A 24,268-nucleotide genomic window follows, 5' to 3' on the forward strand; every position below is an offset into this window, starting at 1 on the left:
TATGGCGATGTTAAGACGCGCGGTCCATCAGGAACTGCGTCAGCAGCGGCACCGGCCGGCCCGTGGCACCCTTGGCCGCGCCGCTCTTCCAGGCCGTCCCGGCGATATCCAGGTGCGCCCAGTCATACTTTTCCGTGTAGCGCGACAGGAAACAAGCCGCCGTGACGCTGCCGGCCGGGCGGCCGCCGATGTTGGCCATGTCGGCGAAGTTGGACTTGAGCTGGTCCTGATAGTCGTCGTCCAGCGGCAGGCGCCAGGCCGTATCCATCGCCTTGCGGCCGGCGTCGAGCAGCTGGTCGGCCAGCACGTCGCTGCGCGCGAACAGGCCGCTGTTCACATGGCCCAGGGCGATGATGCACGCGCCGGTCAGGGTGGCCACGTCGACCACGGCGGCAGGCTTGAAGCGCTCCACGTAGGTCAGCGCGTCGCACAGGATCAGGCGGCCTTCGGCATCCGTGTTGAGGATTTCGATGGTCTGCCCGGACATGCTGGTGACCACGTCGCCCGGCTTCGTGGCGATGCCGCTCGGCATGTTCTCGCAGGTCGGCACCACGGCGACGACATTCAGCTTCAGGCCCATTTCGGCCACCGCCTGGATCGTGCCCAGCACGGACGCCGCGCCGCACATGTCGTACTTCATCTCGTCCATGCCCTCGCCCGGCTTGAGCGAGATGCCGCCGGTATCGAAGGTGATGCCCTTGCCCACCAGCACCACCGGCGCCTGCTTGGCGCTGGCGCCGTCATAGCGCAGGACGATGAATTGCGGCGGCTCCACGCTGCCCTTGGTCACGGCCAGGAAGGCGCCCATGTTCAGCGCCTCGATCTGCTTGCGGCCCAGGATCTCGGCCTTGAGCTTGTGCCGCTTGGCGATGCCGCGGGCGGTATTGGCCAGGTAGGTCGGCGTGCAGATGTTGGACGGCAGGTTGCCCAGGTCGCGCGTGAGTTCCATGCCGTTGGCGATGGCGGTGCCGCGCACCACGGCCTGCGTGGCCGCCTTGGCGTTGTCGGCATCCACGGCCAGCACGATCTTGCGCAGCGACGGCTTGTCGTTGGCGGCGGCGCCCTTCGGCGCACGCTTGAGCTCGGGATGGCGCTCCAGCAGGCGGTAGCCGGCGTCGCGCACGAGCGTGATCGTGGTGATCACGGCCCAGGCCACGTCGCGCTGCTGCGGCGGCTGCTGGGCCAGGCACCAGAGCGCGGAAGTGGCGCGCGTGCCGGACAGCGCACGCATGGCGGTGCGCACGGCCTCGGCAAAGGCCTTGTCGGAAAACTCGGCTTCCTTGCCCAGTCCTACCAGCAGGACACGGGCGGCACCGATGCCCGACACCTCGGGCAGCATCACCTGGGTGCCGCGCTTGCCTTCAAAGTCGCCCTGCTTGACCAGACGGCCCACCAGCCCCTTGGCGGCAACGTCCAGCGCCTTGGCCACGCCGGCCAGATTCTGGCCTTCGAACAGCCCAACCACCAGGCAGTCGGTCTTCGTGGCCAGGAAACCATTTTGGCCGGCTTTGCTCCAATCCAGGGCTTTTGTGCTAAATTCCATCGCGCTTCCTTCCAGGGGCTCGTCGAAAAGAAAGCCCCCATTATCCGCGATTTTCATCCGCGATCCGCCGCCGCCGATCCGCCAAGCTGACAGCCCGCGGTCCTGCCAGTCCCTCGGCCCCCGGTACATCGCCCGCTCCGGCCGGCAGCCGGAAGCGATTCCGCATGATCTTTCAACAAGCCCTGCGACGTGAGCTCGCCTACACCGCCGGTGCGGTGTTCCTGGTGATGCTGACCTTCATGCTCACGTCGCTTGTGATCCGCATCCTCGGGATGGCCGCCAATGGCAAGGCCAGTCCCAACGACGTGCTGATGCTCATCGGCCTGGCGACCATCGGCTACCTGTCGATCCTGCTGTCCGCCACGCTGTTCATTTCCACGCTCATCGTCCTGACCCGCTGGTACAAGGATTCGGAGATGGTGGTGTGGTTCTCGGCCGGGATTTCGCTGCGCGATTTCGTCAAGCCCGTGCTCCAGTTCGCCGCGCCATTCTTCGTCATGGCCCTGCTGCTGGGCATGTTCGCGTGGCCCTGGGCCAACCAGCAAAGTTCTCTGTTCCGTGACCGGTTCCAGCAGCGCGGCGTGCTGTCGATGATCGCCTCGGGCCGCTTTATCGAGCCGGCCAACGGCAACTACGTGCTGTTCATCGAAGGCATCGACGGCGACATGAAACACGCGCGCAACGTGTTCGTGGCCAATGCAGAGGCCAACAAGATCGGCGTGGCGCTGTCCCACCAGGGCCAGTTCGAAACCATGCCCAACGGAGACCGCCTCGTGGTCATGGAGCACGGCCGCCGCTACGCGGGCACCCCGGGCCAGCTGAACTACCGCATCCTGGAATTCGACCGCTACGCGGTCAAGGTGGACAACAAGCCGCCCGAGACCGAGGCGGACATGCCCGCGAAGAGCCGCTACACGCTCGACCTGATCCGCAACCCGACGCGGGAGAACCTGGGCGAACTGCTCTGGCGTATTTCCCTGCCGATCCTGGCCTTTAATTTTGTGATGATTGCGATCCCGCTGGCGTATGTGAACCCGCGCCTTGGCCGGTACACGCCACTGGTCTTCGCGGTGCTGATCTACCTGACGTACTCCAACATGATCAACCTGTCCCAGGCATGGGTGCGCTCCGGATCGCTCTCGTTCTGGATGGCGCTGTGGCCGATCCACCTGGCCGTCTTCCTGGGGGCGCTCATGCTGTTCCGCTACCGGCAGAACCGCAGCCTGGGTGGCTGGCGCGCCGTCTTCGGCCTTGGCCGCAAGCAGGCGGGAGGCAAGGCATGAGGGTGTTGTACGTCTACGAGCGCTATTTCGCCCGCCTGATCTACGGCGTCTTCTTCTTCATCCTGTTCGCCGTGCTGGCGCTGTTCGTGTTCTTCGACATGCTGAGCGAGCTGGAGAGCGTGCAGGGTCGCTATACCTCGCTGATCGCGTTCTTCCACGTCATGCTGGAAGCCCCCACGCGGATCTACGAGGTCCTGCCGATCGCGGTGCTGATCAGCGCGATCTACGTGTTCTCGCAACTGGCCAGCCAGTCCGAATTCACGATCTTCCGCGTTGCCGGCCTGAATACGCGCCAGGCGCTGTTCTCGTTGTTCAAGCTGGCGATTCCGCTGGCCGTCACGACGTTCATCTTTGGTGAGTTCATCGGCCCGGCGGCCGAGCAATATGCCCAGAAGATCAAGCTGGAGGCCATCGGCGCCACGGTGTCGGCGGGCTTCCGGTCCGGGGTCTGGGTCAAGGATCGCGACAAGGACAACACGCCCGAAGGCGCCGGCAGCGAGGTGACCCGCTTCGTCAACGTGCAGGGCCTGAAGCCCGACCAGAGCATCAACGGCATCACGATCTACGAGTTCGACAAGGACTATCGCCTGCGCGTGATTCGCGTGGCGGAGGAAGGCCGCTACCAGGGCGGCCAGTCCTGGCAACTCAACAACGTCAACGAGACACGCTTCTTCGAACTGCCGCATCAGGAAGGCAGCAATCGTGACGCACTGGCGCCGGATTTCCGCGCGGAACAGGCCAAGTTCCCGAACATGGTCATGCATTCGGAACTGACGCCCCAGATCCTTTCCGTGCTGCTGGTGACGCCGGAGCGCATGTCCACGGTGGACCTGTTCCGCTACATCCGCCATCTGCGCGACAACAAGCAGGACACCCAGCGCTACGAGATCGCGTTCTGGAAAAAGGTGGTCTACCCGCTCACGCTGTTCGTGATGGTGGCGCTGGCCCTGCCGTTCGCCTACCTGCATGCCCGTGCGGGCGCGGTGGGGGTGAAGGTGTTCGGCGGCATCATGCTGGGCCTGTCGTTCCACCTGTCCAACACGCTGTTCTCGCACGTCGGCCTGTTGCATACGTGGCCGCCGATCGTCTCGGCGCTGGTGCCCGGCACGCTATACCTCATGGTGGGGCTGACGGCGTTGCGCTGGGTGGATCGCCACTGAGCCCGGATGACCGCGCCATGACGACACCCACCGCCACACAGGGCCTCGTGCTGTTTGCGCACGGCGCGCGCGATGCCCGCTGGCGCGAGCCGTTCGACCGCCTGCACGCCAAGCTGACCGCCCTGCTGCCCCAATGCGCCGTGCGGCTGGCCTTCCTGGAACTGATGACGCCGGCGCTGCCGGACGCGCTGGCGGAGCTGGCCGGCACGGGCGCGACCGACATCACGGTGGTACCCGTCTTCTTCGGGCAAGGCGGCCACCTGCGCCGCGACCTGCCGGCGCTGATCGACCAGTGCCGCCAGCAGTACCCTGCGCTGCAGATTCGCAGCGCGGCCGCCGTCGGCGAAGCGGAGAGCGTGCTGGATGCCATCGCGGCGTATTGCGCCGGGGCGCTGACGAGCTGAACGCCGGGTCCCGGGCCATCTTGCGAAAGCGCCCTGCCGGGGCAGCGCGGCGCACAAGGGACGCGCAACCGATGCGCAATCGACGACAACCGGCAACGAGCGGCACACCACCGGCAACAACAAAAAAGGCCAGAGTCCTGACTCTGGCCTTCTGCTTTCTGCCTTCCGCTACCCGCCTTCTGCGAAATCCTCAGGCAGCGCGCTCGCCGTGCTCGTGGGGCTCGATGACCTCGGTCGCCCGGGTTCCCAATGCCTCGCCGATCATCAGCAGACTCGGCTGCACCGGGTCCATCCAGTGTGCGGCCTCGCCAGCGGCCATCTGGCGCAGCGTGAACTGCCGGCTGCGCTGCCGGGGCGTGGTGGCGGCTTCCACCACCCAAGCAGGCGTCGAGGCCGGCTTGCCGCGCGCGATCAGCTGCGTCGCGATATTGGCAGCCTGGTCCCGCCCCATGTAGTAGACGATGGTGTCGGCCTTCACGTCGGCTTCCACGTCCACGGCGTCGGCAGCCTTGGCCTGCGTCGCAAACGCCACGCTGCGCGACACGCCGCGCTTCGTCAGCGGCCTGGCAATCGCGCTGGCCGCTGCAAGCGCCGCCGTAATGCCCGGCACTACCTCGTACTCGATGCCAGCCGCTTCCAGCGCCTGTAGTTCCTCGTCGGCACGGCCGAACAGCATCGGATCGCCACCCTTCAGGCGCACCACGCGTTCGTACTTGGTGGCCAGGTCGACGATCTGGCGGTTGATGAACAGCTGCGCGGTGGAACGCTGGCCGCAGCGCTTGCCCACCTCGACGAGCTGGGCCTGGGGACACCAGGCCAGCATCTCAGGGGACACCAGCGCATCGTGCAGCACGACCTGGGCTTCGCCCAACAGTCGTGCACCACGCACCGTAATAAGGTCGGCCGCGCCGGGGCCTGCACCAATCAGGTACACCTTCCCGGCCGCCTTGCCCTGCTGCTTGTTCATCTCAGTCCTCGTTCCGCTTACTGTCCGATCTGTTGGGATCAGGAGTATGCACGGATCATGCCGGCCGCCACGGTGTGGTGGGTGGCCTCGTCGATCAGCACGAACGCGCCCGTGGCGGGGTTGTCGCCGTAGGCATCGCACACGATCGGCTTCTGCAGCGAGATCTGCACCGAACCGATATCGTTCAGGCGGATGTCGTGCCGGCCGGTCTCGTGCGACAGCGTGTGCACGTCCAGCACGCGATCCACCGCCGAAATGCGCGCGAACACGCTGGCCGTGGTGTGCTTGAGCACGTACTTGCGCGACGGATTCAGCGACTCATCGTCAAACCAGCACAGGTCGGCCGTCAGCTTCTTGGCCGACACCGTCGTGGCCTCGGCGGCGACGAACATGTCACCGCGTGACACATCGACGTCTTCGGCCAGACGTACCGTCACCGTGTCGCCGGCGCTGGCCGAATCGGCCGCGCCATTCGGCGTCAGCACTTCCGCCACCACCGCTTCACGGTTGACCGGCAGCACGCGCAGCTTCTGGCCGACGCGCACGGTGCCGGCTTCGACACGGCCCGCGTAACCGCGGAAATCGTCGGACTGCGCGCCGTCCTGGCGAACCACCAGTTGCACCGGAAACCGCAGCGCGGCATCGCCCTCGGGGGCCACATCTTCCACGGGCAGGGCCTCCAGCAGCGGCAGCAGCGGCTCGCCCTGGTACCACGGCATCGCATCGCTGGCATGCACGATGTTGTCGCCACGCAGCGCCGACACCGGCACGTAGCGCACGTCCTTCAGGCCGAGCTGGTCCGCCAGTTCGCGATAGGCGGTGCGGATCTCGTTGAAGCGCTGCTCGCTGAATTCGACCAGATCCATCTTGTTGATGGCCACGATCACGTGTTGCAGCTCCAGCAGCTTCAGGATGGCCGAGTGGCGTTTGGTCTGCGCCAGCAATTCGGCGCGGCCGTCCTTGACGGTCACGCGCGTGGCGTCCACCAGCACGATGGCGGCGTGCGCCGTGGAGGCACCCGTCACCATGTTGCGGGTGTACTGCTCATGCCCCGGGGTATCGGCGATGATGAACTTGCGGCGCGCGGTGGAGAAATAGCGGTACGCCACGTCGATCGTGATGCCCTGCTCGCGCTCGGCTTCCAGGCCGTCGGTCAGCAGCGAGAAGTCGATCTGCTCGCCCGCGGTGCGCTTGTTCTTGGCATTGGCCAGCGCGGTCAGCTGGTCGGACAGCACGGCCTTGCTGTCGTACAGCAGGCGGCCGATCAGCGTGCTCTTGCCGTCATCGACGGAGCCGGCGGTGATGAAGCGCAGCAGGCCTTGGTGTTGAGATTGGTGAGACATGCTAAATCCTTGTTCAATCGGCCTCGCGCCGTTTGCTCCGGTGCATAGACGGGATACAGCGCTAGGCGCGTGAGGGCGACGTGTACATGTGGTACACGAGCACTCGCGCAACGACGCGATGTGCCCGTATATGCATCCGGTTAGAAGTAGCCTTCCTTCTTGCGGCGCTCCATCGATGCCTCGCTGGTCTGGTCGTCCATGCGCGTGGCACCGCGTTCGGTGATCTCGGTCACCGCGGTCTCGGCGATGATCTCCACCGGCGTGGCGGCGGTGCTGGCCACCGGGCAGGTGCAGCTGATGTCGCCCACGGTACGGAAGCGGACCGACAGCACTTCGCTTTCGTCGCCATCCTGCTTCGGCGTGATCGGCGTCACCGGCACCAGCAGGCCGTTCTTGCGCACCACTTCGCGCTGGTGCGCGTAGTAGATCGGCGGCAGGGCCAGGTTCTCGCGGGCGATGTATTGCCACACGTCCAGCTCCGTCCAGTTGGAGATCGGGAACACGCGCATCTGTTCGCCCTGCGCCATGCGTGCGTTGTACAGGCTCCACAGTTCCGGGCGCTGGGCCTTCGGGTCCCATTGGCCGAACTCGTCGCGGAACGAGAAGATGCGCTCCTTGGCGCGGGCCTTCTCTTCGTCGCGGCGGGCGCCGCCCATCAGCGCGTCGTACTTGTTCGCCTCGATGGTTTCCAGCAGCGTCACGGCCTGCGCGGCGTTGCGCGAATCGGTTTCCTTGCGCAGGCGCACGGTGCCGCGCTTGATGGAATCTTCCACATGGCCCACCACCAGGCGCGCGCCCAGTTCGGCCACGCGCTGGTCACGGAAGGCGATGACTTCCGGATAGTTGTGGCCAGTGTCGATGTGCACGAGCGGGAACGGCAGCTCCACCTTGCGGTCGCCCAGGCGGAACGCCTTCAGCGCCAGGTGCAGCATGACGATCGAGTCCTTGCCGCCGGAGAACAGCAGCGCCGGGTTGCGGCACTCGGCCACCACCTCGCGGATGATGTAGATCGATTCGGCTTCCAGCCGGTCGAGGTGGTCGTTCTGGACCTGAAGCAGGTGTTCAACGCCTGCGTCTGCGATGTCGTTCATGATGCCCATGTCGTTCCTGGCCTCAGTTATCTGTTTAATGCTTGATGTTCTGCTCGTGGAGGCCGCACTCTTTCGAGTCCTTTGACTCCCACCACCACCGTCCGGCGCGCACATCCTCGCCGGCCTTGACGGCCCGCGTACACGGCTCGCAGCCAATGCTCGGGTAGCCCTTGGCATGCAGCGCGTTGACCGGAACGTTGTGGCGCACCAGGTAGGCCCACACCTCGGCTTCGGTCCAGTCGGCCAGCGGATTGAACTTGGGGATGCCGCGTGCTTCGTCCAGTTCCTCGAACGGCAGCTCGGCGCGCGTCACGGCCTGCTCGCGGCGCTGGCCCGTCATCCACGCATCGGCATGCGACAGCGCGCGGTTCAGCGGCTCCACCTTGCGGATGCCGCAGCAGTCCTTGCGCAGGTCCACGCTGTCGTAGAAGCCGTTCAGGCCGTTCTTCTTCACGTAGTTGTCCACGGCTTCCTGATCGGGCGTGAACTGCTCGATCGTGTAGCCGTAGTGCGACTCGACCTGATCCAGCACGGCCAGCGTCTCCGCGTGCAGGCGGCCCGTGTTCAGCGTGAACACGCGCACGCCGGCGCGCACGGCGTCGGAGCCACGCAGGATCGCGTCGGTCAGCACCATGTCCTCGGCGGCCAGGCTGGTGGCAAAGCGCGCACGGAAGAAGCGCCCGGCGATACCGGCCAGACGTTCGGCCAGCGCGCGTTCCTTGGCTTCGAGTGCCTCCACCGTGCCGGTGTAGAGCGGCATCGACCACAGCGCTGGGGGGCGCAGGGTCGACGTGGCCGCCTCTTCCACCACGGAGATGTCGGAGAGCGCAGTGCTCATGCCGCGCCCCGGGTGCTGCCGGCCGTCACGTCGGCGCGCGCGCGGCGGAACAGCGGCAGCGGCTCGTCCACGGAAGCCTGGTAGGCCACGGTGAATTCGGTGAAGCCCTTGATGGCGTCATCGATGTTCTTGTCGGCACGCACCGCGAAGGCGTCAAACCCGCAGCGCTTCATGAAGTTGAGCTGGTCGCGCAGCACATCGCCGATGGCGCGCAGCTGACCGGCCCAGTGATAACGGGTGCGCAGCAGGTATGCCGTCGAGAAGCCGCGGCCATCGCGGAACACCGGGAAATCCACGGCCACCAGCGAGACGCGGTCGAAAACGGCCTCCGCATCGCCGGGTTCGTCTTCCGGTGCCAGCCACACGCCGGTGATGGCCTTGTCGCGGCCGGCCAGCAGGGCTTCGTGCGCACGCCACACCGACAGCGGGAACAGCACGGCGTCCTGGCCTTGCGCGGCGGCGGCTACCTTGGCTTCGTCGAGCGTCTCGCCCTCAGCGGCACGCAGCACGGTCCAGTTGTCGTCGACGATGACGGGACGGACCTCGGCGGCATCGCGTTGCAGTTGAATGATCTTTGCCATGTTCAGTCTCTCCGGTCTTCAGGCTTCGGCGCGTTCTTCACGCTGCTTGTCGGCGTACACACGCTCCTTGAACGGGGCGATGCCGATACGGCCAAGCGTGTCGATGAAGCGCTCGTCCTCGACGCGGTGAGCGACGAAGGTATCGATGATGCGGCTGACCACTTCAGGCATTTCCTCGGCGCTGAACGACGGGCCGATGACCTTGCCGAGCGCCGACTTGTTGCCCTGGGCACCGCCCAGCGTGACCTGGTACCACTCGGAACCATCCTTGTCCACGCCCAGCACGCCGATGTTGCCCACGTGGTGGTGGCCGCAAGCGTTGATGCAGCCCGAGATGTTCAGCGAGATTTCGCCCAGGTCGTAGACGTAGTCGAGATCGTCGAAACGCTCCTGGATCGCCAGCGCGATGGGGATCGACTTGGCATTGGCCAGCGAGCAGAAATCGCCGCCCGGGCAGGCGATGATGTCGGTCAGCAGGCCGATGTTGGCGGTGGCCAGGCCAGCCTTCTTCGCTTCCTGCCACAGCGCGAACAGATCGCGCTTCTTCACGTCCGGCAGCACGAGGTTCTGTTCGTGCGCCACGCGCAGTTCGCCAAAGCCGTAGCGGTCGGCCAGGTCGGCCACGGTGTCCATCTGCTTGTCGGTGGCATCGCCCGGGGGCGAGACCGGACCCGGCTTGGTCGACAGCGTCACCGCTGCGTAGCCCGGCACCTTGTGGCCGTGCACGTTGCGGCTGACCCAGCGCGCGAACGCCTTGTCCTCGAGCAGGTGGTTCTCGAACGAGGTATCGGTGTCCGGCAGCTTCTCGTAGGCGGGTGGCTGGAAGTACTGCGCCACGCGGTCGAACTCGGCCTGCGTGACGGTCGCCGGGCCGTCCTTGCTGTGCTGCCATTCTTCCTCGACCTCGGCGGCGAACTTCTCGGCGCCGATGGCCTTCACCAGGATCTTGATCCGGGCCTTGTACTTGTTGTCGCGGCGGCCATAGCGGTTGTACACGCGGATCGCGGACTCGACGTAGGTCAGCATGTGCTGCCACGGCAGGTCGTCCTTGATGATCGTGCCCAGGATCGGCGTACGACCCAGGCCGCCACCGGCCAGGATGCGCAGGCGCGTCTCGCCCTGCGCGTTCCGGTAGGCGTAGATGCCAATGTCGTGCATCTGCACCACGGCGCGGTCATCGGCCGAGGCCGAGATGGCGATCTTGAACTTGCGCGGCAGGAACGCGAATTCCGGCTGGAACGTGCTCCACTGGCGCAGCAGTTCGGCCAGCACGCGCGGGTCGACGGACTCGTCCGGCGCCACGCCGGCAAAGTGGTCGGTGGTGATGTTGCGCACGCAGTTGCCGGAGGTCTGGATGCCGTGCATTTCCACGCTGGCCAGGTCCGCCAGCACGTCGGGCACGCGCTCCAGCTCCATCCAGTTGTACTGGATGTTCTGGCGGGTGGAGAAGTGGCCGTAGCCGCGGTCGTATTCGCGGGCGATGTGGGCCAGCATGCGCATCTGCTTCGAAGCCAGCAGGCCGTACGGAATGGCCACGCGCAGCATGTAGGCATGGCGCTGCATGTACAGGCCGTTCTGCAGCCGCAGCGGCAGGAATTCTTCCTCGGTCAGCTCGTCGGACAGGCGGCGACGCACCTGGTCACGGAACTGGGCAACGCGCTCCTGGACGATGCGCTGGTCGTATTGATCGTACTGATACATGGTGTGGGTCCGTTCAGTATTCGGTGAATGCTTAGGAAACGAGCTTGATGGCCACCAGCGTGAGCGTGGTAGCCAATGCGGCGCGCACCAGCCGTTCGGGCAGCGCCCGCGACAGTTGCGCGCCCAGCCAGATGCCGGGGATCGAACCCACCAGCAGCGCCAGCAGCAAATTCCAGTCGACGGTGCCGAGCCACACGTGGCCCAGCCCGGCTACGGCCGTGAGCGGCACGGCGTAGGCGATATCGGTGCCGGCCACTTCGGCCGGCTTCATATGGGGATACAGCAACAGGATCAGCGTGGCGCCAACCGCGCCGGCGCCGATCGACGACACGGTCACCAGCACGCCGATCACGGCGCCCACCACCACGGTGGCCACCACCTGCGCGCGGCCTTCCAGCTGGAAGCGCGGGTTGCGTTCGAGCCAGGCCAGCATCTGCTTGCGGAAGAGCAGCGACAATACGGTCAGCAGCACGGACACGCCGATGGTCAGGCGGATGGCGTGCAGCCATTGCGCGTTCAGCTCGCCCGCGCTCTTGAGCACGAGGATCGCGGCCAGCGCGGCAGGCAGGCTGCCCAGGCACAGGCGGCGCACCACTTGCCACTGCACATGGCCGTGCGCGCGATGGGCGATGGTGCCGAAGCCCTTGGTGATGGACGCGAAGGCCAGGTCGGTGCCGACTGCGGTGGCCGGCGAGAAGCCGAACAGCAGCGTCAGCAGCGGCGTCATGAGCGAGCCCCCGCCGACTCCGGTCAGACCAACCAGGAGACCTACCAGCAGACCGGAAACGGTATAGGCAAGGGACATCGGGGGCTTTTCTCTACAGTGCCTTACCGTCCACCGCGCTTCGCCGCCAGGATCAGGCTGGGCGTGGACGCAATACGGGCAGGGCGTTCATTAACAAAGTTCGAGAATCGTAATAAACTCGCCTCATATCCCAAACTAATAAGAAGTTGTTTGTTTATACGACCGAAGTTATATGAACCTGCACCAGTTTCGCTTCGTCCGAGAAGCCGTCCGCCAGAACTACAACCTGACGGAGGCCGCCAAGGCGCTTTATACGTCACAACCCGGCGTTTCCAAGGCCATTATCGAGCTGGAAGAGGAGCTGGGTGTCGATATCTTCACGCGGCACGGCAAGCGGATCCGCAGCCTGACCGAGCCCGGGCGCCGTATCCTGACTTCGGTGGAGAAGATCCTGCAGGAGGTGGAAAGCCTGAAACGCGTGGGTAAGGACTATGCGGCACAGGATCAGGGCAACTTCACGATCGCCACGACGCACACGCAGGCCCGTTACTCGCTGCCGCGCGTGATCGGCGAGTTCACCAAGCGTTACCCGAAGGTGCGGCTGTCGATCCAGCAGGGCAATCCGGCGCAGATCGCCGACATGATCCTGCATGACCAGGCCGATATCGGCATCGCCACGGAGGGCATCTCCGGCGACAAGGGCCTGGTGTCGCTGCCCGGCTATCAGTGGCAGCACGTGGTCATCACCCCGCCCGACCATCCGTTGCTGGAAAAGAAGCACCTGACGCTGGAGGATCTGGCCAACTACCCGCTGATCACCTACGACCCGAATTTCGCCGGCCGGCCGAAGATCGACAAGGCGTTCGAGCTGCGCCAGCTCCAGCCGGACATCGTGCTGGCGGCCGTCGATGCCGACGTGATCAAGACCTACGTGGAGATCGGCCTGGGCGTGGGGATCGTGGCCGGCGTCGCGTTCGACGCGGACCGCGACCGCAACCTGCGCGGCCTTCCCGCCGGTCACCTGTTCGGGACGAACGTCACGCACCTGGCCGTGAAGCAAGGTGCGTATCTGCGCAGCTTCGTCTACACCTTCATTGAGTTGTTCTCGCCGACCCTGAACCGCAAGCTCGTGGAACAGGCAATGTCCGGCGATCACGAGGCTTATGAGCTTTAAGAGGCACATTTACGTGCGCCCCGCCGCTCTCTCTATATAACTATGTCTGCCAACCCTTCCCTACCCACCATCCACTGGACCGAGGACGGTGCCGAACGCAGCGCCCTGTGGCGCTCCGAGGCCGGCCTGCAGCCGCCCAGGCGCGTGGTGATCGTCGACGACCAGACCCCGGCCGACACCGCCTTCCGGCTGGCCAGCGAGGGCGTCGCCCTGCTCTGGCGTGGCGACTTCCAGAACGCGCGCCAGCTGCTGCACGCCATGGCCCGCCGGACCGACCGCAAGCCCAAGCGGCCGGGCAAGCCGCCCGCCAGCACCACCGAGGCGTTCCACAAGCATCGCCTGGCGCAATCCCAGCGCGCCCGCACGCTCGGCATGCTGCTGCTGCCGTTCGAGGCCGGCCACGTGGTGCCGCTGCGCCGCGCGCCGGATGTGGCCGAAGCCTGCGCGCAGGTCTATGGCGCGGCCGATGCCCCGTACGTGGCGTCCATGCGGGAACTGCTGGGCCTGATCGGCGCCTACGAATGGCGCAAGAAGGGCGTGGAGATCCCGGCACTCGGTGAACGCGTACACCCGTGGTACGGCGTGTTCTCGCCGGTGCGCGGCGAATATATCGACCTCGTCGCGAAGGAGCCGCTGCCCACTGACAAGCTGGCGTTCGATATCGGCACCGGCACCGGCGTGCTGGCCGCCCTGCTGGCGCAGCGTGGTGTGCGCCGCGTGGTCGCCACCGACCAGGACCCGCGCGCCCTCGGCTGCGCCCGCGCCAATCTCGAGCGGCTGGGGTATGCGCAGGACGTCGAGGTCATCGAGGCCGATCTCTTCCCGGAAGGCCGCGCGCCACTGGTCGTCTGCAATCCGCCCTGGGTGCCCGCCCGCCCGAGTTCGCCGATCGAGCACGCCGTATTCGACCCCGAGAGCCGCATGCTGCGCGGCTTCCTGGACGGGCTGGCCGCCCATCTGGAACCCGCCGGCCAGGGCTGGTTGCTGCTCTCCGACTTTGCCGAACACCTGGGCCTGCGCTCGCGCGAGGAACTGCTCGGCTGGATCGACGGCGCCGGGCTCAAGGTCCTCGGGCGTTCCGACATTCGTCCGCGCCACCCCAAGATCACCGACCCCGACGATCCGCTGCACGCCGCCCGCAAGGCCGAGGTGACGTCGCTGTGGCGCCTGGCGGCCAAGTAAATAGCACTCAACCCGCATCTGCCTCACCGATCTCACCGCTCGACGAGAACGCCCATGCTCCTGCGCAAGCTGCTGCTGGTCACGACCCTGCTGTCAGCGGGATTCGCCCACGCCGACATCCGCGTCGGCATCGACCTGTCCACCACCGGCCCGGCCGCGGCAATCGGCATCCCGTCGCGCAATACCGTGCAGATGTGGCCGCCCACGCTCGGCGGGCAGCGCGCGCAGTATGTGATCCTCGACGACGGCTCCGACCCCGCGTCGGCGGTGCGCAATGTGCGCAAATTCATCTCGGAGGAAAAGGTCGACGTGATCGTCGGCCCCAACATCACGCCGACGGCGATTGCCGCGCTCGACGCCATCGCCGAAGGGGAAACGCCGATGGTGGCGCTGGCGGCCTCCGCCGCGATCATCGAGCCCGCCACCGACGCGCGCCGCCGCTGGGCCTTCAAGATGCCGCAGAACGATTCGCTGATGGCCACGATCCTGACGGAACACATGGCCAACCAGGGCGTGAAGACCGTGGGATTCATCGGCTTCAACGACGCCTACGGCGAGAGCTGGTGGCGCGAATTCTCGAAGATGGCCGACGTGCGCCGGCTGCGCGTGGTGGCCAACGAGCGATTTGGCCGCACCGATACCTCGGTCACCGGCCAGGTGCTCAAGCTGATCTCGGCCAATCCTGACGCGATCCTCGTGGCCGGGTCCGGCACGCCGGCCGTGCTGCCGCAAAAGACGCTGGGCGAGCGCGGCTACAAGGGCAAGATCTACCAGACGCATGGCATCGCCACGTGGGATTTCCTGCGCGTGGGGGGCAAGGACGTGGAAGGCACGCTGTTCCCCACCGGGCCGGTGGTGGTTGCGCGTCAGTTGCCCGACATCCATCCGGCAAAGAAGGTGGCGCTTGAATTTGTGACGCGCTATGAGGCGAAGTACGGCGCGGACACCGTGACGCAGTTTGCCGGCGACGCATGGGGGGCATGGCAACTCCTAGACGATGCCAGCCGGCGCGCCCTCCAGAGCGGCGCGCGGCCCGGCACGCCAGCCTTCCGCCACGCCTTGCGCGACGCCATCGAAACCACGCAGCAACTCACCGTGCCCAACGGCGTGCTGAACCTGGGCGCGAAGGACCATCAGGGCTTCGACCAGCGCGCACGCGTGATGGGCATCGTCCGCAACGGCAAGTTTGCCTACGCGGGAGACAAGTAGTCCGCCGCGCGCCCCGGCGTCAGGCAGACACTGCGCGATGTCACGGCAGGAATCACGCCGGGAATCAACGCCAAAAATCACGGTTCAAGGAATCACACTCATGACCACAGTTGCATTTATCGGCCTGGGCGCAATGGGCGCGCCGATGGTCGGCCACCTGATCGCGGCCGGCCACACGGTGCGCGCGTTCGTGCGTCGCGCCGAGGCCGCTGACGCCGCCCGCAAGCTGGGCGCGGAACCGTTCTTCACGCCGGCGGAGGCGGCCCGCGGCGCGGCGGTCGTCTTCACCAACGTGACCTCGTCAGACGATGTGCGCGAGGTCCTGCTCGGCAAGGATGGCGTGGCCGAAGGCGCCGCGCCGGGCACCATTTGCGTCGACCACAGCACGATCTCGCCGATCGTCACGCGCGAGATCGCCACGGCGCTGGCCGCGCGCGGCATCGAGGCGCTGGACTGCCCGGTCTCGGGCGGGACGATGGGCGCGCAGGCCGGCACGCTGACGATCATGGTCGGCGGCAAGGCGGAAAATCTGGAAACGGTGCGCCCGCTGCTGGAAGTCCTCGGCAAGACCATCACACATATCGGCGACCACGGTGCCGGCCAGGTGGCCAAGCTGTGCAACCAGATCGCGCAGGTGGTGAACATCGAGGGCATTGCCGAGGCGATGCGCTTTGCAGGCGCGCAAGGCGTGGATACCGCAAAGGTGTTCCAGGCGATGTCCACCGGGCTGGCGGCCAGCCGCATGCTGGACATGATGGGGCCGAAGATGGTCGCGCGCGACTTCGCGGCCGGCATCGAATCCCGGCTGCACGCCAAGGACTTCGGGCTGGCGCAGGACATCGCCGATGAAATCGGCCTGGACCTGCCCGCGACGCGCGCCACGTCGGCGCAACTGGGTCAGTTGATGGACAACGGCTGGGGCAAGGACGACACCTCGTCCCTGCTGCGCGTGCTGGAACAGCAGAAGCCCTAGACGCCGCCGATCATTGCCAGCAGGGCGCGTATCAACGGGCTGCCGTCGTGCGCAAGGTCGTCCATCGCGTTGAAATGATGGCGGCCCGGCAGCGGAACATCCTCGCGCGCGTTATCCGGCCATGCGGCGCGGATCAGCGCGTTCTGGCGATGGTATTCGCTCGATTCGATCTCGCCCACCGCCGTGATCAGCGGCGCGCGGGTGGCCGGCTGCAGGAACGCCGGCGACAACCGCGCGACGTCCGCCTCCGTCAGTTTCAGGTCGGCTTGCAGGAAGTCCGCGCGGCGCAGCGGCTCCAGATCGTACAGGCCGCTGATCGACAGCCCGCCCTTGATCAGGTCCGCCGGCAGGTCCGCGCCCACCTGCGGCCAGAGCGCCGCCATCAGCATCGCCACGAGATGACCACCGACCGAGTGGCCGGCCAGGAAGATGCGATGGCGATCATGGCCAAGTGCATCGGCCTGCCGGTAGAGCCACGCCACGCTCTGCACCACCTGCCGCACGATTGCCTCGACCGTGACGGCCGGGCACAGCGAATAGTTAATCAGCGCCACCGACACGCCACGCCGCGGCAACACACCGGCCACGAAGCTGTGGTCGCGCTTGTCCAGCGCGCGGTAATAGCCGCCGTGCAGGAAGATCAGCAACGGCGCGGGTGAGCCGGCGGGGCGCAGTGTGGCGGGAAAGTAGTCGAGCCGCTCGGCGTCGGCATGGGGCGAGGCGGGGTCGCCGTACGCCAGGTCCTCGAAGAACGACATCGCGGCGGCACGCACCAGTGCGGAGTCGGCGGCCCAGCGCGCCATGTGCACGGCGTTGTCGGGCACCAGGGCCCGGTTGTTGTAGGCGCGGGCGTAGAACGCCGGGTCCTGCGAAGGCAATTCGGCAAGACTGGCCAGGGATGGCTGGGCTGACATGACAATCCGCTCCGGTGAGGTCTGGCGATGGGGCTGGCGATCGGGTCTCGATCAGGTCCGGGTACGCCGCCGACGGGGCCCGGACATCGAAGACCGCGTTGCGCGCTATCCTACCCCAAGCCGCGAACTTACTGACTTCACAGGAATCCGCATGGTCGTCAAACGCCGCCTGCGCGCGGGCCAGGATCGTCAGCTCGGACCACCCCCCGCCGAAGCGGTGCCTCCCGATGCCACCTGCCCGCTGTGCGGACGCCCGCTGCTGACCGATGCCAGCACGGACCTCCACCACCCGGTGCCGCGCAGCCGGGGCGGCCGCGAGGCGGTGCCGATGCACCGGGTCTGCCACCAGAAGATCCATTCGGTGTTCACGGAGGCCGAACTCGCCACGACGTACCACGACTGGAACGCCCTGCGCGCCCATCCGGCCATGGCGGATTTCATCCGCTGGATCGCCCGCAAGCCGCCGGGCTTCTATGACCGGAGCCGCCACACCCAGGCCCGCAGGGGGCACTGACCGGGACCCGGTTGTTCCGAGGGGGGATTTGCGGCATAATCCGCGGTTCATTGCTGCCGCGCGATGTCCGCTCTGGGTCATCGCCGCACACCCCGCCCGGGTGGTGAAACAGGTAGACGCAGGGGACTCAAAATCCCCCGCCGCAAGGCGTGTCGGTTCGAGTCCGACCCCGGGCACCAGATTACAGATCGATCGCAGTCCGACAAACCCCGCCCAGCCTGGCTTCGCGGGGTTTTTTGTTGCCGGCGCCGGCGCCGGCGCTCAGCTCATTCCGGGCGCCTCAGAAGGCCGCCGTTGCCGACAGCATCAGCGTGCGCGGCTCGGCGATGGCCAGGCCGCCGTAGCTGTCCACCGCCGCCCAATAGTGGCGGTCAAACACGTTGCGCACAGCGAGGCGAAAGGTGGTTTCCTTGCCAGCCACCCTCGTCCGGTAGCGTGCTCCCAGATCCACCCGGGTCCAGGCCGGCACGCTTTGGGTGTTGGCCTGGTCGACATACTGGCGCCCCGTATAGGCCAGCGCACCGCTCAGCGTCAGGCCTGGCAGCCAGACGGCATCCCATTCGGCGCCGAAGTTGACCTGCAATGTCGGGGCGCCGATCGCGGTCTTGCCCACGGTGCCCATGTCGGCGTCGCGCGTGATGGTGGCGTCGAGCAGCGTCGCGCTGGCCAGCAGCCGCACATGTCTGGCGGGCTCACCGTACAGGCCAAACTCGAGGCCCCGGTTACGCTGCTCACCGTTGATCGCGAAGATCGATCCGGCAAGCTCCCCGCCTGGCTTGGTGATCTGGAATGCGCTGAGCGTCGCACGCATGCCGCCCTGCTCCAGTTTCACCCCGACCTCGTATTGCCGCGACTTGTACGGCGCGAACACTTCCCCGGCATTGCCCGCGCTGCCGGGTGCGATATCGCCCTTGCTGAGCCCCTCGATGCGATTGGCGTAGAACGACACCGCTTGCCAGGGCCGGACCACCAGCCCCACCAGCGGTGTCCACGCACCCTGGTCGTAGCGCGACGCCGGCGCGCCGTCGGGATGGAAGTTGTCCGACTGCACGCGCTGATGGCGCAGACCCAGCGTCAGCTGCAAGCGGCGATCGAGCACCGAAAGCGTATCGGCCAGCGCCACGCCCGTCAGCGTTGTCTTCGACACCGTCGGCACGCTCGACGGCGCCGGCACGTCCTGAAACGGCCGCATCACGGGCGCGTAGAGATTGGTCAGCGAAGTCGTGCTCGCGGTGTTGAAGCTACGTCCAAGCCGGTCGTGGTAGCCGCTGGCCACGACGCTCAGCTGGTGACTCACCGGTCCGGTCTCGAAGCGCGCGCGCAGGCCGGTGTCGGCGCTGACGCGCGCCACATCGAAGCGGTAGTTGGAGTCGGTCACCGCCACATCGCCCGCTGCATCGATGATGGTGGGTGTGATGGCAAACAGCCGCGCCACGTGCGTCTGCCCGCCGCCGCCGTTGGCGAACCACGTCACGCCGTTGGAAAGGTCGTACTCGGCGCGGAGCAGCAGCGAGTTGTCGCGGATATGGGATTGCTCCCACGGCTGCGAGATATTCCGGCGTCCATCGGGCGCTTCGGGCACGGCGATGCCTGGCACGATATGCAGTAGCCGCGACGGCGCCGAGATCCGCTCGCGCTGGTCGATCACATCCAGCGTGGCGCGCAGGCGCTCGCCCTGGTAATCCAGCGCGAGCGCTCCCGACGTGGCGCGGCGCGACTGGTTATCGAGCGCGGTGCCGCCACCGAGGTAGCTGCCGTTGAAGCGGATGCCAAACTGGCGTGCACCGCCCAGTCGGCGGCTGATATCCACGCTGCCGCCGAACTGCGAAGCCGCCGCGTAGTCGGCCGTGACTCGGGATATGTCGACGGAACCTGCGCGCTTGGGCACGATATTGATGCCGCCTCCCACGCTGCCGCTGGGCGCCATGCCGATGAGCATCGCCGTGGGCCCCTTGATCAGTTCCACCCGTTCGACATAGCTGGTGGACACGCGATAGTTGGAAGCCACGCCGTAGACGCCATCGAACGCAATCTCGCCGAAGTTGCCGTTGCCGACCGGAAATCCGCGGATGCTGAAGGCATCAAGGATCCCGCCGGGCTGGCTGACGTAGCGCACCGATGCATCGTTGGCCAGCACGTCGCCCACGGTGCGTGCCTGCTGGTTCTCGATGAAGTCGGCGGTAAATCCCACGGTGTTGAAGGGCGCGTCCATGTTGTCGGTGTTGCCGAGCAAACCCAGACGCACGCCTTGCGCTACCTGCCCACCCGCCAGGGGTGGCGGCTCGCTGTCATGCTTGCCGATGACAAGAACTTCGGGCAGCGTGTCCGGCGCGAGGCCGCCTTGCAAGGCGGCGCGCCGCACGGTGTAGCCGCCGCCAGCCATCGGCACCGCCTCCAGCCCGCTGCCCGCCAGCAGCACGCGAAAACCCTCGGCCACGGAGTATCTGCCATGCAGGCCGTCGCTGCGGACATCGGCCAGTTGCGCGGCATCGTAGGAGAGATTGATGCCGGCGGCACTGGCAAAACGGTTCAGCGTGACCGTGAGCGGACCGGGTGCGATGGTGAAAGCGCGCATGTCGGCGACACGCCCGTTGTCTTGCGCCCGTGCCGACGGCGCGCCGCCAGCCAGCATCGAGACGGCAAGCAGTGCGCCTGCCGTGGCCGCCGCGCAGCGCTTACGCCACGACGCCGTAGCCGAGGATCGGTGCGACGGCGGCTTGCCCACGCCTCTCCGCTCAGAAGTCCACTGCCACGGACGCCATGACGGTGCGCGGAGCGCCCTGCGAAATGGTGCCGTACGACGCCACACCGGACCAGTAGTTGCGGTCGAAGGCGTTGATCAGCGCCGCGCGGAAGGTGGTCGCATGACCGCTGACCTTGGTTCGGTAGCGCGCGCCCAGATCCACCGTGGTCCACGACGGCACGTGCTGGGTATTGGCCTGATTGACGTAGGCGTTCCCGGTGTAGTTCACCGCGCCGGTCAGCGTCAGGCCCTGCACCCACGGCAGGTCCCATTCGGCGCCGGCGTTGGCCATCACCTTCGGCACGCCAACCGGGCGATTGCCAAGCGTGGCCGCGCTATTGGTTTGCGTCAGCTCCCCGTCCAGCAGCGTCACGCCACCAATCAGGCGCACGCCCCGGTATGCCTCGCCGGACAGCGTGAGTTCAACGCCCTGGTTGCGCTGCTCGCTGTCGATCGCGTAGACCGTGCCGAACAGCTGTCCGCTGGGCTTGGTCATGCGGAACACAGCCAGCGTGGCCATGACCTTGCCGGCGTCGAGCTTCACGCCAACTTCTTGCTGCCTGGTCTTGTACGGCGCGAATACCTGGCCCGCATTCGACGCGGTGGCTGGCGCGATGTCACCCTTGCTCAGGCCTTCCACGTAGTTGGCGTACAGCGACACATGCTGCCAGGGCTTGTACACGAAACCTGCGAGCGGCGTGACGGCGCTCTCGTCATACGAGGCCGTCTTGACGCCATTGCTGCTGTAGTTGCCAGACTTCACCTGCTGATAGCGCAGGCCCAGCGTCAGCTGCAACCGATCGTCGAACCCGCTCAGCGTGTCGGCCAGCGCCACGCCGGACAGCGTCGAGTCGGACACCTTGGGTACAAAGCTCGGCGCGGCCACGTTCTGCTCGGGGCTGGCCACCGGATTGTAGATATTCGAACGCACCACGGTGCCCGCATTGTTGGCGCTCGCGAAGCGATCCATATAAAGGTTGGCCTGCAGCGCCAGCGCATGCTTGACGGGGCCGGTGTCGAATTTGGCTCGCACGCCGGTATCGAACGAGGAGCGATTGATCTGGAACTTCCAGTTCTGCGGCAAGGCCGAGGTGTCGCCGCTGGCGTTCAGGATGGTGGGGGTCTGGTCGGAGAAGCGCGCGACGTCGGAACGGGTGCCACCGGCATCGGCAAAGATGGTGATGTTGTCCGTAAGATCGTACTCGGCGCGCAGCAGCGTCGAGACATCGTTGGACTTCCACCAGCCCCACGGCTGCGAGACATTGCGCCGGCCATCCGGTGCCGACGGCACCTCAACGCCGGCGGCAACGAGGAACGGGCGCGTGGGCGCATCGATCCACTGGTATTGCTCGATCACGTCGAGCGAGGCGCGCAGGCGGTCGCCCTGATAGTCCAGCGACAATGCGGCCACTTCGGCGCGCGATTTCTGGTTGTCCAGCGGCGTCGGGCCCTGGCGGTGCAGGCCGTTGAATCGCACCCCCCACTCGCGCTTCTCGCCGAAGCGACGGCTCAGGTCAACGGCGCCGCCGACCTGTGCGTCCGAAGCGTAGTCGAGCGTGAAGCGCGTCAGGTCCGTCGCCAGCGCCCGCTTGGGCACCACGTTGACCACACCGCCCACGCCGCTGTTGGGCGACATGCCATACAGCAACGCGGCCGGGCCCTTGAGCACCTCGACCCGCTCCAGGTATTCGGTGAAGAGATGGTAGTTGGGCGAAACGCCGTAGACGCCGTCGAAGGCCACCTCGGACAGGTTACCCTCGTTGATCGGAAAGCCGCGGATGTAGAACGAATCGGTCACGCCGCCAATCTGGCCCGTGAAGCGCGCGGATGGGTCGCTCCCCAGTACTTCCGCCAGCGTCACGGCCTGCTGGTCTTCCATGCGCTGCGCCGTGTAGTTGGTCGTCGCGAACGGGGTGTCCATCACGCCCTTGTTGCCCAGCAGCCCGAGCCGGCCGCCACGCGCCACCTGGCCACCCGCGTACGCGTCAGGCAGGTTGCCGGCGCTATCGGCGCTGGCGCTGACGGTCACGGCAGGCAGCGTTTGCGGGTCGGCGGCCTGCGCCAGCACTTCAACCGGTGCCACGGTCGCCCCCAATGTCAGGCAGACGCAGGCACGGCGCAGCGCGACTGCCAGCGGCCTGGGTCGCGATGGGCACGCCACGCGAGGCAGCGGTGAAAGGTGAGCGTTGGCACAACACAATACAGACATCATTCTCTCCGGCAGCGATAAGTTTCGGGTTCCTACGCTGTAGGCCGGTCGAGAATCGAAATCCCCTCATAGTTTCTGAAAATTCTTCTGGCACCCCTGGCATCGTCGTTCAGCGCGGGCCCACGCTGACCCAGAAACGCGTGCGGTAGCGGATGTCGATGGGCTGCGCCTGCGCAAGGAATGCCAGCGCCCGATCGGTGTCGCCCACCTGATACGCGCCGGACACGCGCAGGTCCGCAACGCGTGGATCGCAGACGATGCGTCCGCTGCGGTAGCGCGACAGCTCGGCCAACAGATCCGACAGACGCATGTCGTTGCCGGCGATCACGCCCTCGGCCCAGCCGTCTTCCGTGAAGGGCCGGGCTGGCGCCGGTGTACTGCCGTCGGGTGCCAGCCACCAGCTTGTACCGGGTCGCGCCACGTTGGCGTTGCTGTCGTCAGCCCGACCGTTCGCGGGGTGCAGGGCTACCGCGCCCTCGAGCACGCTGACGCGCGCACGGCCGGCCTCCAGCCGCACCACGAAGCGCGTGCCCAGCGCGTGCAGTCCGCCGAACGGCGTTTCCACCCAGAACGGCCGGGCCGCGCCACGGGCGGTTGCGATACGCGAATCGTGCCCGGTGGCAACCAGAATCTCCCCGCGCCGCAACGTGACGACGCGGCGTTCGGCGCGGAGGCTTGTGCTGATCGCGGTATCGGTATTCAGCACGATCGTGCTGCCGTCATCGAGCTGCACCGTACGCTGTTCGCCAGTGGCGGTGCTGGCATCGGCGAGCAAACGCTGCCAGGGTGCCCGCTCGTGCGCGGTGCCGGCGGCGAGCACCGAGACGCCGGCCAGCGCCAGGATCTTGAGCGCCTGGCGCCGCTTGATGCGGTGCGTGCCACGACGATCGCTCACGGCCTTCAGCGTATCCAGCGCGAGGGCCGGCGGCATCCGGCTGAAATCGTCCTTCAGGTCCTGCACGCGCTGCCAGGCCAGCCGATGCAGCGGACTGGCGTCGATCCATTGCCCAAAGGCCTTCTGCGCAGCCGCATTGCCCTCGCCGAAGTCGAGCTTGACCGCCCAGCGGACGGCCTGGTCGACAATATCTGACGGAACAGAGGTCTCAGGTTGCTGCACAGGCCTGCCGCGATCAGTCACCGGGGCTCACCCACCAAAGCGCAGCGTGTAGCAGTGGCGCAGCGCCGTGGCGACATAGCGTTCCGCGGTGGCAAGCGACACGCCCAGGCGCTCGCCAATCTGGCGACACGTCAGCCCTTCGAGCTGCGCCCACAGGAATGCGGTGCGCACCTGAGGTTTCAGCGCATCGAGCATGCGGTCGATCGCGATCAGCGTCTCCAGGAACTGAAGACGACTCTCCGGCGACGGTGCCTGCGGCTCGGGCAGTTGTGCCAGCGTCTCCAGCCAGGCCAGTTCGAGTTCGCGCCGGCGCCAGTGTTCGATGACCAACCCGCGCGCGATGGTGCTCAGATAGGTGCGCGGCTCGCGAATATCGCAAGGTTCCCGCCGTAAAAGGCGCAGGAATACGTCCTGGGCGAGATCGGCGGCATCGCAGGCATTGCCAAGCTGACGGCGCAGCCACCCCTGCAACCACCGGTGGTGATCGCTATAAAGGGTGTGAACCTGCTGCTGGAGTGTGGAGTCGGCGCCGCCCATCTGCAGAACCTTCGGTTGTTTCGGGCCCCGCCAACGGTGA

21 protein-coding genes and 1 tRNA gene are annotated in these 24,268 nt (G+C 66.6%); 9 read left to right on the forward strand and 13 right to left on the reverse strand.

The window, feature by feature from the left end; genetic code table 11:
* Positions 1–10: 10 nt before the first annotated feature.
* Positions 11–1,543 carry a leucyl aminopeptidase gene (locus BLR29_RS05245; RefSeq protein ID WP_092135093.1) on the reverse strand — a complete coding sequence of 511 codons (1,533 nt, stop codon included), beginning with the start codon at positions 1,541–1,543 and terminating at the stop codon, positions 11–13.
* 164 nt (positions 1,544–1,707) lie between these two features.
* Here BLR29_RS05245 and lptF point away from each other — a divergent pair, with 164 nt between their 5' ends.
* From lptF to BLR29_RS05260, 3 genes are read left to right on the forward strand one after another with little or no spacing between them, the layout of a single operon-like run.
* Positions 1,708–2,826: an LPS export ABC transporter permease LptF gene (lptF, locus tag BLR29_RS05250; RefSeq protein ID WP_092135094.1), complete on the forward strand. Its 1,119-nt coding sequence runs from the start codon at positions 1,708–1,710 to the stop codon at positions 2,824–2,826.
* Positions 2,823–3,986, forward strand: a complete 1,164-nt coding sequence (gene lptG, locus BLR29_RS05255) for an LPS export ABC transporter permease LptG (RefSeq protein WP_092135096.1) — start codon at positions 2,823–2,825, stop codon at positions 3,984–3,986. Before lptF ends, lptG begins: the two co-directional genes overlap by 4 nt.
* 17 nt (positions 3,987–4,003) lie before the next feature.
* Positions 4,004–4,390, forward strand: a complete 387-nt coding sequence (locus tag BLR29_RS05260; protein WP_092135098.1) for a sirohydrochlorin chelatase — start codon at positions 4,004–4,006, stop codon at positions 4,388–4,390.
* A gap of 190 nt (positions 4,391–4,580) precedes the next feature.
* Here BLR29_RS05260 and cobA read toward each other — a convergent pair whose 3' ends face one another.
* The 7 genes from cobA to BLR29_RS05295 form a co-directional block, all read right to left on the reverse strand.
* Positions 4,581–5,357 carry a uroporphyrinogen-III C-methyltransferase gene (cobA, locus tag BLR29_RS05265; protein ID WP_092135099.1) on the reverse strand — a complete coding sequence of 259 codons (777 nt, stop codon included), beginning with the start codon at positions 5,355–5,357 and terminating at the stop codon, positions 4,581–4,583.
* Positions 5,358–5,395: 38 nt separating this feature from the next.
* Positions 5,396–6,700: a sulfate adenylyltransferase subunit 1 gene (locus BLR29_RS05270; RefSeq protein WP_092135101.1), complete on the reverse strand. Its 1,305-nt coding sequence runs from the start codon at positions 6,698–6,700 to the stop codon at positions 5,396–5,398.
* A 140-nt stretch (positions 6,701–6,840) separates the two neighbouring features.
* A complete protein-coding gene (gene cysD / locus BLR29_RS05275) occupies positions 6,841–7,800 on the reverse strand; it encodes a sulfate adenylyltransferase subunit CysD (RefSeq protein WP_092135102.1) in 960 nt (319 codons plus the stop codon).
* 25 nt (positions 7,801–7,825) lie between these two features.
* On the reverse strand, positions 7,826–8,629 hold the full coding sequence (locus BLR29_RS05280; RefSeq protein ID WP_092135104.1) for a phosphoadenylyl-sulfate reductase: 804 nt from the start codon (positions 8,627–8,629) through the stop codon (positions 7,826–7,828).
* The gene (locus BLR29_RS05285; RefSeq protein ID WP_092135106.1) at positions 8,626–9,210 is read right to left on the reverse strand and encodes a DUF934 domain-containing protein; all 585 of its coding nucleotides are present in this window, start codon (positions 9,208–9,210) and stop codon (positions 8,626–8,628) included. Before BLR29_RS05285 ends, BLR29_RS05280 begins: the two co-directional genes overlap by 4 nt.
* 18 nt (positions 9,211–9,228) lie before the next feature.
* A complete protein-coding gene (locus BLR29_RS05290) occupies positions 9,229–10,911 on the reverse strand; it encodes a nitrite/sulfite reductase (RefSeq protein WP_092135108.1) in 1,683 nt (560 codons plus the stop codon).
* A gap of 31 nt (positions 10,912–10,942) precedes the next feature.
* Positions 10,943–11,716, reverse strand: coding sequence for a sulfite exporter TauE/SafE family protein (locus BLR29_RS05295; RefSeq protein WP_092135109.1), 774 nt, complete (start codon positions 11,714–11,716; stop codon positions 10,943–10,945).
* A gap of 172 nt (positions 11,717–11,888) precedes the next feature.
* On the opposite strand from BLR29_RS05295, the gene BLR29_RS05300 reads away from it, so the two are divergent.
* The 4 genes from BLR29_RS05300 (at position 11,889) to BLR29_RS05315 (ending at position 16,194) form a co-directional block, all read left to right on the forward strand.
* The gene (locus BLR29_RS05300) at positions 11,889–12,830 is read left to right on the forward strand and encodes a CysB family HTH-type transcriptional regulator (RefSeq protein ID WP_092135111.1); all 942 of its coding nucleotides are present in this window, start codon (positions 11,889–11,891) and stop codon (positions 12,828–12,830) included.
* Between the two features lie 42 nt (positions 12,831–12,872).
* Positions 12,873–14,012: a methyltransferase gene (locus tag BLR29_RS05305; protein WP_092135113.1), complete on the forward strand. Its 1,140-nt coding sequence runs from the start codon at positions 12,873–12,875 to the stop codon at positions 14,010–14,012.
* A 54-nt stretch (positions 14,013–14,066) separates the two neighbouring features.
* Entirely contained in the window at positions 14,067–15,221 is a 1,155-nt protein-coding gene (locus BLR29_RS05310) for an ABC transporter substrate-binding protein (protein ID WP_092135114.1), read from the forward strand.
* A 100-nt stretch (positions 15,222–15,321) separates the two neighbouring features.
* Positions 15,322–16,194, forward strand: a complete 873-nt coding sequence (locus tag BLR29_RS05315; RefSeq protein WP_092135116.1) for an NAD(P)-dependent oxidoreductase — start codon at positions 15,322–15,324, stop codon at positions 16,192–16,194.
* On the opposite strand, the gene BLR29_RS05320 is transcribed toward BLR29_RS05315, so the two are convergent.
* A complete protein-coding gene (locus tag BLR29_RS05320) occupies positions 16,191–17,108 on the reverse strand; it encodes an alpha/beta hydrolase (RefSeq protein ID WP_092135117.1) in 918 nt (305 codons plus the stop codon). The two genes, BLR29_RS05315 and BLR29_RS05320, sit on opposite strands and share 4 nt — an antisense overlap.
* 151 nt (positions 17,109–17,259) lie before the next feature.
* Between BLR29_RS05320 and BLR29_RS05325 the strand changes: the two genes are divergently transcribed.
* A complete protein-coding gene (locus tag BLR29_RS05325) occupies positions 17,260–17,622 on the forward strand; it encodes an HNH endonuclease (protein WP_092135119.1) in 363 nt (120 codons plus the stop codon).
* Positions 17,623–17,716: 94 nt separating this feature from the next.
* Positions 17,717–17,801: transfer RNA gene (locus tag BLR29_RS05330), tRNA-Leu, on the forward strand.
* 101 nt (positions 17,802–17,902) lie between these two features.
* On the opposite strand, the gene BLR29_RS05335 is transcribed toward BLR29_RS05330, so the two are convergent.
* The 4 genes from BLR29_RS05335 to BLR29_RS05350 form a co-directional block, all read right to left on the reverse strand.
* The gene (locus BLR29_RS05335) at positions 17,903–20,347 is read right to left on the reverse strand and encodes a TonB-dependent receptor (RefSeq protein WP_255371092.1); all 2,445 of its coding nucleotides are present in this window, start codon (positions 20,345–20,347) and stop codon (positions 17,903–17,905) included.
* Positions 20,348–20,357: 10 nt separating this feature from the next.
* Positions 20,358–22,577 carry a TonB-dependent receptor gene (locus tag BLR29_RS05340; protein WP_369804556.1) on the reverse strand — a complete coding sequence of 740 codons (2,220 nt, stop codon included), beginning with the start codon at positions 22,575–22,577 and terminating at the stop codon, positions 20,358–20,360.
* Positions 22,578–22,683: 106 nt separating this feature from the next.
* Positions 22,684–23,691 (reverse strand): FecR domain-containing protein, encoded by a 1,008-nt coding sequence (locus tag BLR29_RS05345; protein WP_092135122.1) that lies wholly within the window; start codon positions 23,689–23,691, stop codon positions 22,684–22,686.
* Between the two features lie 27 nt (positions 23,692–23,718).
* The gene (locus BLR29_RS05350; protein WP_092135124.1) at positions 23,719–24,228 is read right to left on the reverse strand and encodes a sigma-70 family RNA polymerase sigma factor; all 510 of its coding nucleotides are present in this window, start codon (positions 24,226–24,228) and stop codon (positions 23,719–23,721) included.
* Positions 24,229–24,268 lie beyond the last annotated feature (40 nt).

This window comes from Cupriavidus sp. YR651 (assembly GCF_900101625.1).
GTDB lineage: Bacteria > Pseudomonadota > Gammaproteobacteria > Burkholderiales > Burkholderiaceae > Cupriavidus.